Origin of the sequence: Streptomyces flavovariabilis, assembly GCF_000725785.1 — a bacterium.
Lineage (GTDB): Bacteria > Actinomycetota > Actinomycetes > Streptomycetales > Streptomycetaceae > Streptomyces > Streptomyces hawaiiensis.
Genome location: NZ_JNXD01000010.1, coordinates 202,761 through 216,241, shown reverse-complemented (window position 1 = coordinate 216,241; position 13,481 = coordinate 202,761). Strand labels below are relative to the sequence as shown.

The window sequence follows — 13,481 nt, the reverse complement described above, 5'->3', positions numbered from 1 at the left end:
GCCGGGCAGCAGCCAGAACCGCTCGCGGTGGAAGGGGTGGCCGGGCAGCGGCACGCGCTGGACGTCCTGGCCGGTGAACGCCTGCGCCCAGCGCACCGGTACGCCCGCGACATGCGCCTCGGCGAGCGAGGTCAGCAGCCGGGCGGGGCCGCCGTCGGCGCGGCGCAGGGTGCCGATGACCCGGGCGTCGTCGGCCTCCGCGGCGGCGAAGGTCTCCTCCAGCCCGACGCTGAGCACCGGATGCGGACTGGCCTCCACGAAGACGCGGTGGCCGTCGGCGAGCAGAGCGCGTGTGGTGCGTTCGAACTCCACCGGGTGGCGCAGGTTGCGGTACCAGTACGCGGCGTCGAGTTCGGCGGTGTCGAGGCGTGTGCCGGTCACGGTGGAGTAGAAGGGCACGTCGCAGGCGCGTGGGGCGACCGAGGCCAGCTCTGCCGACATCCGTTCGCGGATGGCCTCGACGCCGGCGGTGTGCGACGGGTAGTCGATCGGCACGCGGCGGGCGCGCAGATCCCGTTCTGTGCACCGGGCGAGGAGTTCGTCGAGGGCCGCCGGGTCACCGGCGACGACGGTGGAGGACGGTCCGTTGACGGCCGCGACGGTCAGCCGGCCGGACCAGGCGGCGATCAGCTCACGGGCGCGCGCCTCGGGCAGCGCGAGGGAGACCATGCCGCCGGTGCCGGCGAGGCCCAGCAGCAGTTGGCTGCGCAGCGCCGCGATCCGGGCGGCGTCGGTCAGGGAGAGGGCGCCTGCCACACAGGCGGCGGCGATCTCGCCCTGGGAGTGCCCGACGACGGCCGCGGGACGCACGCCGCAGGAGCGCCAGACCTCGGCCAGTGCCACCATGACCGCGAACAGCGCGGGCTGGACGACGTCGTCGCGGTCCAGCGCAGGCGCGCCGGGGGCGCCGCGCAGGACGTCGCTGAGGGACCAGTCGACGTAGGGGGCGAGGGCGTCGGCGCACTCCCGGACGCGCTGTTCGAACACGGGTGAGGTGTCGAGGAGTTCGGCGGCCATGCCCGCCCATTGGGAGCCCTGGCCGGGGAAGACGAACACGGCTTCGCGGTCGGTACCGACGGGGGCGGCGCCGCGGACCAGTCCGGGGGCGTCCCGTCCCTCGGCCAGCGCGCTCAGCGCGGTCAGGGTTGCGTCGCGGTCTCCGGCCACCACCACCGCGCGGTGCGGCAGCTGAGGCCGGCCGGTGGCCAGGGTGTGTCCCACGTCGACGGTGCGCAGCCCGGGCCGGGCTTCGAGGTGGGCACGCAGCCGGGCCGACTGCTCGCGCAGCGCGGGCTCGGAACGCGCGGACAGCGACCAGGGCAGCGGGGACTGGTCGGCGGCGTCGGCGGCCTCGGCGGCCTGCGTGCGGTCGGCATCGGCATCGGCATCGGCCGGTGCCGGCTCCGACTCGATGATCACGTGCGCGTTGGTGCCGCTGATGCCGAAGGCGGAGACCCCGCCTCGCCGTACAGTGCCGCTGCCGGGCCAGTCGACGGTGTCGGTCAGCAGCTCGATGTGCCCCGCCGACCAGTCGACGTGGCTGGTCGGCCGGTCCACGTGGAGGGTGCCGGGCAGCTTCCCGTGCCGTAGCGCGAGCACCGTCTTGATGACGCCGGCGACTCCGGCGGCGGCCTGGGTGTGCCCGATGTTGGACTTCAGGGAGCCGACCAGCAGCGGCTGTTCGGCGGTGTGGCCGTGTCCGTAGGTGGCGAGCAGCGCCTCGGCCTCGATGGGGTCGCCGAGCCGGGTGCCGGTGCCGTGAGCCTCCACGACGTCTATGTCCGCGGCGGTCAGCCGGGCGTTGGCGAGGGCCTGGCGGATGACGCGCTGCTGCGAGGGGCCGCTGGGTGCGGACAGGCCGTTGCTGGCGCCGTCCTGGTTGACGGCGGTGCCGCGGATCACGGCGAGCACCTGGTGGCCGTTGCGGCGGGCGTCGGAGAGCCGTTCCACGACCAGCAGCCCGACGCCCTCGGCCCAGCTGGTGCCGTCGGCGGCCTCGGCGAACGGCTTGCACCGGCCGTCCGGGGCCAGTCCGCGCTGGCGGCTGAACTCGGCGAACATGCCGGGGTTGGGCATGACGGTGACGCCGCCGGCGACGGCGAGGGTGCAGTCGCCCTGGCGCAGCGCCTGACCGGCCAGGTGCAGGGCGACCAGGGAGGAGGAGCAGGCGGTGTCGACGGTGACGGCGGGACCTTCGAAGCCGTAGGTGTAGGCGATACGGCCGGAGGCGACGCTGGCGGTGTTGCCGGTGAGCAGGAAGCCCTCGACGCCCTCCGGTGCCTGGTGCATGCGCGGGCCGTAGTCCTGGGTCATGGCGCCGATGAAGACACCGGTGCGGCCGCCCTTGAGCGAGCCCGGGTCGATGCCGGCCGCTTCGAAAGCCCGCCAGGAGGTCTCCAGCAGCAGGCGCTGCTGCGGGTCCATGGCGAGTGCCTCGCGGGGCGGAATACCGAAGAAGGCGGCGTCGAACTCGTCGGCGTCGTGGAGGAATCCGCCTTCGCGGGTGTACGACGTGCCGGGGTGGGCGGGGTCCGGATGGTACAGCTTGTCGAGGTCCCAGCCGCGGTTGGTGGGGAAGCCGGTGATGGCGTCGCCTCCGGCGAGCAGCAGCTCCCACAGCTGTTCGGGACTGTGTACTCCGCCGGGGAAGCGGCAGGCCATGCCGACGATGGCGATCGGCTCGTCGTCGGCGGTGTCCGGGGTCACCGCCTCGGTCGCCTGCTCGGTCTCGGTGCCGCGGACGGCGGTGTGCAGCCGTCGTACCAGTGACTCCAGGGTGGGGTGGTCGAAGACCACGGCGGCAGGCAGCCTGAGGCCGAGGGCGGCGACGAGCCGGTTGCGCAGGGCCACGGCGGCCGAGGAGTCGATGCCGAGGTCGCGGAAGGCACGGCCGGAGTCGGCGGCGACGGCTGCCTGGTCGTCCAGGACCGCGGCGAGTTCGGAACGCACCAACGCGGCAAGGGCGCGCGGCAGTTCGGTGTCGGGCAGGGCGGCGAAGCGGGAGACGGCAGCCGCCCGGTCCGGCTCCTGGTGCGCACCGGGGTCGGGTGCGGGCAACTCGACGGGGCGCGGGTCGGTCCCGGCGAATCCACCGGCCCAGTCCACGCTTCCGCCGTGTGCGTGGAGTTCGGCCATGCTGGTCAGGCACCGTGCGCGTCCGCCGTCGTCGCGCCGCAGGGTGCCGACGACGGCGGCGGTGCTGCCTGCGTCGTCCAGGGTCTGCTGGACGCCGAGCGTCAGCACGGGGTGCGGGCTGATCTCGACGAAAGCCGTGGGCCGCTCGGTGAGCGCGGCCCGGACAGCGGCTTCGAACAGGACGGTGCCGCGCACCATCCGGTACCAGTACTCGGCGTCGAACCGGGTGGTGTCGTAGCGGCCGCCGGTGAGTCCCGAGTAGAAGGGGATGGTCGAGGGGGCGCCGGTGATGGGGGCCAAGTCCCGTAGCAGTCGCTCGCGTACGGACTCGATGTGCGGGGAGTGGGCGGCGTAGCCGACGGAGATGAGCTGGGCGCGGACGCCGTCGGCGACGAGATCGGCGCGCAGGGCGGTGACGGCCTCGGTGTCACCGGAGACGACGGTCCACGAGGGGCTGTTGACGCCGGCGATCGCGAGGCGGGAGCCCCACGGCTCCAAGCGCGGGCTCAGCTGGTCGACGGGGAGCAGGGCGGAGAGCATCTCGCCGTGGCCGACCAGGGACATCTGGGCACGGCTGAAGGCGGCGACCGCGTGCAGGGCGTCGGGGAGGGAGAGCGCCCCGGCGACGTGGGCGGCGGCGAACTCGCCCATGCTGTGGCCGACGACCGCGCCGGGTTCGACTCCGGCGGAGCGCCACAGGGCGGCGATGGAGATCATCACGGCGACGAGTGCGGGCTGGGTGACGTCGGGCCGCGCCCAGAGGGCGAGGTCCTGATCGCTCGTCAGGAGGTCTTCGAGAGACCAGTCGACGTGCGGCTTCAGCGCCTCGGCGCACTCCGTCAGGGAGTTTCGGAAGACGGGCGAGGAGCGCAGGAGTTCGCGGGCCATCCCAGGCCACTGGGGGCCTTGTCCGGGGAACAGGAAGACCGGGGGCGCACCGTCGCGGGCCGTTCCGGTGACGAGGTTGGGCGCGGCTGTGCCGTTCGCCAACGCCCGCAGTCCGAGGTCCTGTTCCTCGCGGTCGGCACCGATGAGGACGGCCCGGTGCGGTGCGGTGGTGTCGTCCGCGAGGAGTGCGTGTCCGATGTCGGCGACGGTCCACTCGGGCCGGGTGCCGAGGTGCTCTCGCAGCTGCCGCGCCCTGGCGCGCAAGGCCTCTTCGGTGGGCGCGGAAACGACCCAGGGTAAAGCCGACGAATCGCCGTTCGTCCGTCGCCAGGAAAGCGATTCCGACATTTCCCGTCCCCCCGTGGTCGATTGACATCAACGCAGGGGGAAACCATTCAGAAAAATGCCGTAAAGGCCGACGCGGCAATTGACATACCGTCAGCCGCCCTCGTCGACGTCACCTTTATCCCCCGTGCTGCACGGCGCGCTCGATACCTCGCACCCCGTGATCAACTCGTCACCTAGCTAATACCGTGACTCGCTGGACTGTCAAGCGAGATCAGCCCGCGACGGAATCACGAAGAGTGACCTGCCGAATACGTCGCGTTGTTTCCATCGCTACGGCAACTCGCCTCGGCTCCCACCGAATTCAGGGCCGCCTCCTGTCGCCGGCCGCGCGGCCCCGTTCCCGGTGATCACCGGGGCCGCCACGGCCGTCTCCCGTATCTGCCGGACTCCTGGAGCCCGGCGAACCGGCAGGCCGGAAGCCGTTACTTCCGGTTTCCGATGGTGACCATGCCCTTCGTCCTGGCGCCGGTCTTGTTGTCGTAGAGGACATCGCCGGTGGACTTCTTCCAGATCTTGATGCGGAAGGTGTCCGGCCCGTCGGTGGCGGTGACTCTGAAGGCGTAACCGCTCTTGCCGCCCACGGTGCCGGTGCCCTGGTGGACGGCCTGGGAGCCGTTCACCACGAGCCAGTCGGAGCCGGTCGAGCGGAAGGTGAGCCGGGCCGGGCCGAAGACGAACGTCGCCTTGCCGGTGGGGACAGTGGCTCCCTTGCGGTACTGGGCGGCCAAGGTGAACGCCGCCTTGCCGGTCAGTCCCGGCTCGGCCGGGTAGGCACCGGCCGGCGAGGTGATGGTGCCGGCGCCGGCAGCGGGCCCGGCGGAACGGTCGTAGACGATCAGCTCGGCGAGTGTGGTGCTGTCCGTTCCCTTGTCGTCGTCGGTGACCGTGACGGCCGGGCGGTGGATGCCCGCGTCGTCGTAGACGTGCGCGGCGCGGCAGCCGGAGTCGGTGACCGTGCCGGCCGTCGGCGGGGTGCCGTCCTTCCAGTCGACCTTGCAGGTGTGGCCGTCGGCCGTGCCCGGGTCGTCGAAGGACGCCGTGACGACGGCGGCCTTGCCCGCCGGGACGGGCGAGCCGGGGCCCTTGGCGTACGTGATCGACGGGGCGACGTTCGAGACCTTCACCGTCGCCGTGTCGCTGCCGCGCCCGCCGGTCAGGGTGACCTGGAAGGTGCCGTCGTCGGTGCAGGTGAGGGTCGTGCGGGCCGCCGCCGGGTCCTTGACGGTGCACGGGGCGCCGTCCGGGACGGCCCACTTGGGAGTGCCTGCCCCGGAGGCGGTGCCGGCGAGCGTGATCGCCTCGCCCTCGGTACCGGTGGCGTCCGGTCCGGCGTGGACGACGGTGACCGGGTCGATGCCACCGAGGGTGGGAACGACCTTCTCGATCAGGCCGTCGGAACCGAACTCCAGCTTGTCGACGGTGGTTTCGCGGTGGGTGCCGTCACCGCCGGGGATGGCGAAGCGGTGGTAGGCGATGTACCAGTCATCGGTGTTCGGGACGTGGACGACGGAGTGGTGGCCCGGGCCCTTGATGCCCAGGGACAGGTCCTTCTCCAGGATCACGCCCTGCTTGGTCCACGGGCCGGTGGGCGAGGGGCCGGTCGCGTAGGCGACGCGGTAGTTCTCGTCCCGGGTGTCGTTCTCCGACCACATGAAGTAGTAGGTGCCCTTGCGCTTCACGACGAAGGTGCCCTCGTTGTAGCCGCTCGGGGTGATGTCCTGGACCTTCGAGGTGTCGATGGAGGTCATGTCGTCGTTCAGCGGGACGACGTAGGCGCGGCCGTTGCCCCAGTAGAGGTACTGCTTGCCGTCGTCGTCGGTGAAGACCGCCGGGTCGATCATCTGGCCGCGGAAGTCACCGGCCTTCAGCAGCGGCTTGCCCAGGGCGTCCTTGAACGGTCCGGTGGGCGAGTCGGACACCGCGACGCCGATGTTCGCGTCGGCGCAGAAGTAGAAGTAGTACTTCCCGTCCTTCTCCGTCATCGCCGGCGCCCAGGCCCTGCTGTCCGCCCAGCTGACGTCCGGCCCCAGGTCGAGGATGACGCCGTGGTCCTTCCAGTGGACCAGGTCCGTGGACGAGTAGGCCTTGAACTGCGTGCCGCTCCAGCCCTCGAAGCCGTCGGTCGTCGGGTAGAGGTAGAAGGTGTCTCCGAAGCGCACGATGTTCGGGTCGGCGTTCAGCCCCGGCAGGACCGGGGTCTTCATGATCAGTGCCGAGACCTTCCAGGTGCGCTTCTTGCCGTCCGACCCGGTGACCTCGTACGTCACCGGCCGGGTGAAGTCGTGCACGCTGCCGGAGGCGGGGCTGATCGTCGCGCCACGGGCGAGGGAGAACTCCGGTGCCAGCGCGGTGAGATCGGTGCCGGCCTTCATCGGCAGCGTGATCGTGCCGCCCGCGTTGTCGATGAGCGCGTCGACCTTGAGCGCCGGGTGGGTCGCCTTGGCGATGCCCGCGGTGTTTCCGCTGAGTTCCATGACCTCGGCACCGGTGAGGGCACGGTCGTAGACGCGGAAGTCGTCGACCTCGCCGCCGAAGTACGGGTCGGCCGTGTACAGGGAGCGGCCGATGTAGCCGCTGTAGTCCTTGGCCGCGTCGTACAGCTCGGACGGTTTGATGGTGGTCGTCGTGCGGGCCGCCTCGACGCCGTCGGCGTAGAGGACCATCGCGCCGGTGGCGCCGTCCAGTGTGACCGTGACGTGCCGCCACTGGCCGGGCGTGAGCTGCGAGCCGGCTGTCAGCTTCGACTCCGCCGACCAACTGGCCTTCGTGATGGCCGAGTAGAGGCTGGAGCCGCCGTTGGACGGAGTGGCGAACAGATACTTGTCGCTGTCGGGTCCGAGCCCGAACAGCCACTGGAAGCCGCTGCCGCCCTTCCACTTGGCGTACGTCGACACCGTCACGCTGTCGGCGTTCTTCAGCACACCGTTGGGGATCTTCACGTACGGCGAGTCGGAGTCGCCGGACATCTTGAACGAGCCGCCCTCGACACCGGTGCCGAACTCGGGCGTACGCACATAGGTGCCGTGGTGGCCGTGTCCGCTGGAGTCACGGGCGATGCTGCCGCCGGTCTCGTCGAAGTCGTAGTGCAGCAGCAGGCCGGACGGAACGCCCGGTCCCTCGTCGGACACGGTGACCTCGGCCCGGACCGGGATCGCGGCGCCGTCCGGCAGGCTGCCGGTCACGGTGAAGGTGCCGGACTGGGCGTACTCGGACGCCGGTACGTCCTCCCAGGCGACCGCGACGGGACGCTTGACGCCGTCGGCGTACTCGGCGATCACCGTGGCCGGCAGCACCGGCGCCTTGCCGATCGCGGTCTTCACGGAGACGTCCTCGACGCTCCGCACGACCTGGTCCGGCTGGTAGGCGCGCAGCAGCCGGTCGTACTCGGCCTGGGTGACCGGCAGCACGGTGCCGTGCCGGGGCTCGGCGGGCAGGTCGTAGCCGGTGGAGGGGGTCCAGGTGCCGGAGTCGAGGTCGGTCGTCTCGAAGGGGATGTAGCCGCGGCCGCCGAACTCGTCGAGGAACGCGTACCACTTCTCCTCGGTGTTGGACTTGAACACCAGCGGCCCCTCGGCGGCGCTCATCGCGCCCTTGCCGATGCCCTCGGCGACGGCCGTCCAGGACGGGTTCAGGATCGAGTCGCTCTTCTCCTGGAAGATGAACTTGCTGTTGGGGGTGGAGGAGGTGTTGTTCCGCTCGTCCTTGGACAGCCGGTAGTACGTCCCGTCGTGCCGGATCATCGTGGAGTCGATGACCGAGTAGCCGCGGTCGATCCAGACCTTGGGCTCACTGAAGGTGTGGAAGTCGCGGGTGGTGGCGTACATCATGCGGTTGTACGTGTCGCCGGAGTGGTCGGCGTTGTCGTACAGCTTCGACGCCCAGAAGACGACGTACTCGCCGCGCTCGGCGTCGTAGAAGGCTTCCGGCGCCCAGGTGTTGCCGGCGCTGTCGGGCGAGACCTTGACCAGGCGCTGGTTCGTCCAGTGGACCAGGTCGGTGGACTCCCAGACCATGATGGACTTGCTGCCGGTGCGCTGGGAGGCGTCCCAGTCGCCGTTGCCGTAGATCCTGAGGTCGGTGGCGATCTGGTAGAACTTGTCGCCCTCCGGGGAGCGGATGATGAACGGGTCGCGCAGGCCCTTCTCGCCGAGCGTGGAGGTGAGGACCGGCTTGCCGTCGTTCAGCTCGCGCCAGTGCAGCGGGTCGTCGCCCTTGCTGAGGGCGGCGTAGAGCTGCTCGCCGTCCGAGGTGCCCTCGCCGGTGAAGTAGCTGAACATGTAGCCCTTGAGGGCGGCCCTGGCGGGCAGTTCGGGCACCTTGGCCGTCATGACGCGGGTCGCCTGGGCCTCGCCCTTGGTGACGGTGGCGGTCAGCTCGACGGTGGTGGCGCCGTCGCCGTGCGCGGGGCGGTGGACCTCGCCGCCGGCGGAGACGACGTCCGGCTTCGCGGAGGACCAGGTGACGGCCGTGCCGAAGGCGCCGCTCCTGGGCAGGGTGAGGTTGCCGCGTGCGTCGCCGAGGTTGTGCACCGTGAGCGCCTCGGCGGCCTGCCGGGTGGCGGCGTCGTCGTCGAGCGCGGGCCGGACCGTGACGTCGAAGGTCTTGGTGCCGGTCACGGTGCCCTTCTTCAGGGTCGCCGTGAGCGTGGCGCGGCCGTCCGGTGAGCCCGCCTCGGGGCGGGTCACCTTGCCGGTGTCCGACACCACGGACGGGTTGTCGCTGTCCCAGCTGATGGAAGAGCCACCGGCCGTGCCGGTCTTCGGCAGGTCCAGGTCGGAGGTGACGCCGCCGGTGTCACCCAGGCTGAGGGCGTCCTTGTCGTCGGCGACGCCCTGTGTGGCTACGGGGAGGGAGAGCTGCTCGACCTCCGGCTCGGCCAACGCGCGGTCGTAGACCCGGAAGTCACGTATCCGGCCCTTGAAGAGTCTGTCGCCGTCGTACACGGACTTGCCGATGTAGTTGGCCTTGGTGGTGCCGGAGCCGATGGCGCCGGGCGTGGTGGTGACGGAGGTGTTGCGGCCGACCTCGACGCCGTCCTCGTAGAGCACGCCCGTGGAGCCGGTCTGGGCGTAGGTGATGTGCTTCCACACGCCGCGGGTCAGGTTGTGGGAGTCGGAGGGCTTGGTGGTCTGCTCGGTCGACCAGTTGCCCGTCGCGACGGAGGTGCGGAAGGAGTTGCCGGTGGTGAACAGGTAGCCGTTGCCGTTGCCCGCGCTGGTGTTGCCGAAGCCGTAGAGGAAGTAGGGCGTGCTCTGGGCGGAGTCGATCAGTACGTCCATGGAGACGGTGATCGAGTTCATGCCCTTCATGACGTCGTCCGGCACCTTGATGTAGGTGTCCGACCCGTTGAAGGCGAGCCCCTGCCCGGAGGCCGACCAGTCGGCGGTGCCGCTGACCGTGCCGTTTCGGCCGTTGCCGGAGGCGTCGGTCACGGTGCCGCCGGAGCCTGCGTCCAGCTTGTACCACAGAGCCAGGCCGTCGGTGATCTCCGCGGCCCCGGCCGCCGGTGCCGCCGGTGCCGCTTGAGCGGGAGCGGTGGGTCCGGCGAGGGTGAGCAGTATCGACGCGGCGGTCAGCCCGGCGAGATGGCCCGCCCGGCGTCTCGCGCGGCTGCGAGGTCGTGCGACGTGCGTCATGTCGAGGTTCCCTGCTGAGGCATGGCTGATGACGGACAAGGCGGAACGGAAGGACGAGGAGCCGACGAGGCGACGGCAAGCCCTTGCGGTGGGCCTGTCGTTACACGCAGGTGAAGTGTGTTGCGAGAGTTTCAGTCGGCGCCCGGGGCAGCGTCAAGAGGTTCCGAACAATGTCCGACTGGTCGAACGAGTTCGGGCGACTCGCGGTGGAGACTGCTCGAGCGGGGCCGCCGGTGCCGGCCCGGAGGTCCTGAACGTCCTCGCCCGCCGTCCGCCGCCCCTCCACATAGGCTCAACATCGTTGAGCTGCGCAGGACTTGAGGGGTGGGGAGCATGACACGGGACGAGCTGATCCGGCCGGCGCCGGCACTGTTGACGGAGCACGCCGAGCTGGTGGCACCGGAACGCGTCGCCTACGCCGACTCCGCGCGCGGCGTCACCTACGCCGAGCTGGAGCGCCGCACCCGCGCGCTGGCCGGGTACCTCACCCGGACCGGACTCGCCCGCGGCGACCGGGTCGCGATCTGCCTGGGCAACTGCGTGGAGATGGTGGAGAGTTGCCTCGCGGTCCTGGGGGCCGGGATGGTCGGCGTCCCGCTCGATCCACGCTCCTCCGACGCCGAGCTGGCCCACTTCCTGCGGGACAGCGGCGCCGCGTTCGTCATCACGGACACCGCGCACCTCGTACGCCTGCGGCGCCTGGGATCACCGTACGACCGTCTGGGAGCCCTCGTCACCGGGCCCGGTCCGGCCCCGGAGGGGGCCCGGTGGTTCCGGAGCGCGGCCGAGAGCGACGGGCCCGCGGAGATCGACACACTCGGCCTCGACGCCCCGGCGTGGATGCTCTACACCTCCGGCACCACCCACCGGCCCAAAGGCGTGCTGTCCACACAGCGGGCCGCGCTGTGGTCCGTGGCCGCCTGCTACGCGCCGCTGTTCGGTCTCTCGTCCGCCGACCGGCTGCTCTGGCCGCTTCCGCTGTTCCACAGCTTCAGCCACTCGCTGGCGATCCTGGGCGTGACGGCCGTGGGCGCGAGCCGCCCGGATCACCGGGGAGCCGACGGCCCCCGGCGGTCTGCGGCAGGAGCTGCTCACGGCGCACGAGCAGCTCGGCGGGCCCTTCACCGTGCTGGCCGGCGTGCCCGCCACGTATCACCGGCTGGTCGGCTCGGCCGGTGCGGCACCTCGGGCGCTGCGGATGTGCCTCGTCGCCGGTGCACCGAGCGGTCCCGCTCTGCGCGCCGCCGTGGAGGAGGACCTGGGGGCTCCCCTGTTCGACGCGTACGGCAGCACCGAGACCTGCGGCATGATCGCGGCCGATCGTCCCGGGGGCCCAGGGTCGACGGCTCCTGCGGGCCGCCCGTGCCGGGCGTGGAGGTGCGTGTCGTCGATCCGCGCAGCGGCGAGGACGTCGGGGACGGTGCCGAGGGCGAGTTCTGGGTGCGGTCGCCGGGCCTGATGAGCGGGTACCACGACCGGCCCGAGGCGACGGCCGCCGCTCTGCGCGACGGCTGGTACCGCACCGGCGACCTCGGCCGCCGCGTCGAGCACGGTCATCTGAGGGTCACCGGCCGCGTCAGCGAACTGATCATCCGAGGTGGCGAGAACATCCACCCGACGGAGATCGAGCAGGCCCTGCTGCGGTGTCCCGGCGTGTCCGACGCCGTGGCCGTCGGGGTGCCGCACGACGTGCTCGGCGAGGTGCCGATCGCGTGCGTGCGGGCAGCCGGTGGCGGCGATGCACCTGCTCGTCACCGCGTCCTGGGCGCTGCCCACCTTCACGGCCGCCCGGGGCCACGAGCACGCGCTGCCCCCGATCCGCCGCTCCCACGGCCGCCCCGGCCCGGGAAGGCCGACGGTCGCCTGCTTCCCCGCCTACCACCCCTCGCTCGCGTCGGGAGGTGGTGACTTCCCCCGCTTCCACCGCGCGTTCCACCACGACCTGGACGTGCTGGAGTTCCCGCACCCCGGGATCGGTGCCGGGTCCGCCGTGCCGGAGGACCGCGCCGCGCTGGCGCGCACGCAGGCCGAGAACCTCCTGGCTCACACCGGCGACGGTCCTCTCGTGATCGTGGGACGGTCCGCGGGCGGCAACGTGGCACATCTCGTGGCCCGACGGCTGGAGAGCATGGACCGGGCACCGGCCGGCCTGGTCCTGCTGGACACGTACCACGTCACGCCGGACAACCAGGGCAAGGGCTGGCTGCTGGCCCTGGCCGCTCCACCGCCGGGGGAGTCCGGACGGCCCGTCGTCACCGGGGACGACGACAGCGCCCTCGCGGCGGTGGGGGCCTACAACCGCATCTTCCTCGGCTGGCACCCCGAGCCGGTCACCACGCCGACGCTCCCCGTGCGCGCGCTGCGCCCGACACCCGCGATGGCCGCCTCCGCGGACGCCGACGACTGGCGTACGTCCTGGCCGTCGGCGCACGACGTCCTGGACGTCCCCGGCGACCATCTGACGATGATGCGGGAACACGCGGAGTCAACGGCTCCGGCCGTGCGCACCTGGATCGAGGCGTCGTCCGCGGACCGGGCGCGGGCACACCGTGCCGGCCGTCCGGACACCGCCGAGCAGCAGGATTGTCCGTGATCGGTAACAGACGGATCCGACGGCCGCCTTCCGCCCTCTTGCCGTATGCACGGGCTCCACGGCGACGGCGAAGGAACACAAGACATGGTGCGAAGTGGCGGACGGGGATGGTACGCCAAAGTGCTGGCGGCGGCGCTCGGGGTGACCGCGGTGGCCGGCCTGACCTCGTTCTGGAACGCGCAAGTCGGTGCCACCGAGTCACGATCCGACCGGGGCGTCTCGGCGCCTCCCGCCCAGTCGCAGGGCCGGAAGGCGGCGCCCGTGCCGGCGGGCATCGTGCACGCGTCGGACGCCGGTGCCCGTGGCGTCAACATCACCATCGACGACGGACCGGACCCCGTCTGGACACCTGAAGTGCTTCAAGTGCTGCGCGACCACGGTGTGAAGGCCACGTTCTGCATGGTGGGCACACAGGCTCGCGCCCACCCGGACCTGGTCAAGACGGTCGTGGCGGCCGGGCACCGGCTCTGCGACCACACGGTCTCGCACGACGTCACCATGGACCGCAAGTCCGAGGCCTACCAGTCCCAGCAGATCCTGGACGCCGAACGCATGATCACCAAGGCGTCCGGAGGCGTTCGCCCGCTGTACTACCGGGCGCCCGGCGGGGCCTTCACCCCCTACAGCCGCCACCTCGCCGCGTCCCACGGCATGCGCCCGCTCGGCTGGAACATCGACTCCAAGGACTTCGAGCGCCCCGGCACGAACGCCATGGTCGCCACCGTCAAGAAGGAGATCTCCAACGGCCCGACGCTCCTCTTCCACGACGCGGGAGGAGAGCGCTCGCAGACCGTCGCCGCTCTGCGAGAGGTCCTGCCGTGGCTGAAGGAGCAGGGCTACTCCTTCGGCTTCCCCGTGCGCTGAGGGGTGCCGGGCGGTAT

The 13,481-nt window shown here is 71.4% G+C and carries 4 protein-coding genes and 1 pseudogene; 3 read left to right on the top strand and 2 right to left on the bottom strand.

What is annotated here, in order from left to right:
- Positions 1-159 precede the first annotated feature (159 nt).
- A pseudogene (locus IO24_RS47640) lies at positions 160-4,371 on the bottom strand (acyltransferase domain-containing protein); the annotation flags it as partial.
- A 422-nt stretch (positions 4,372-4,793) separates the two neighbouring features.
- Positions 4,794-10,007, bottom strand: coding sequence for a family 43 glycosylhydrolase (locus tag IO24_RS0119150; RefSeq protein WP_031137281.1), 5,214 nt, complete (start codon positions 10,005-10,007; stop codon positions 4,794-4,796).
- A gap of 333 nt (positions 10,008-10,340) precedes the next feature.
- Between IO24_RS0119150 and IO24_RS47635 the strand changes: the two genes are divergently transcribed.
- From IO24_RS47635 to IO24_RS0119135, 3 genes are all read left to right on the top strand, one after another.
- Positions 10,341-11,915, top strand: a complete 1,575-nt coding sequence (locus IO24_RS47635; RefSeq protein WP_031137280.1) for a class I adenylate-forming enzyme family protein — start codon at positions 10,341-10,343, stop codon at positions 11,913-11,915.
- Complete coding sequence (locus IO24_RS43125; RefSeq protein ID WP_425274853.1) at positions 11,815-12,600, top strand: thioesterase domain-containing protein; 786 nt, start codon at positions 11,815-11,817, stop codon at positions 12,598-12,600. The genes IO24_RS47635 and IO24_RS43125 overlap by 101 nt, the downstream gene beginning before the upstream one ends.
- Positions 12,601-12,684: 84 nt before the next feature.
- The gene (locus tag IO24_RS0119135; RefSeq protein WP_031137276.1) at positions 12,685-13,464 is read left to right on the top strand and encodes a polysaccharide deacetylase family protein; all 780 of its coding nucleotides are present in this window, start codon (positions 12,685-12,687) and stop codon (positions 13,462-13,464) included.
- The last annotated feature ends 17 nt before the right edge of the window (positions 13,465-13,481 follow it).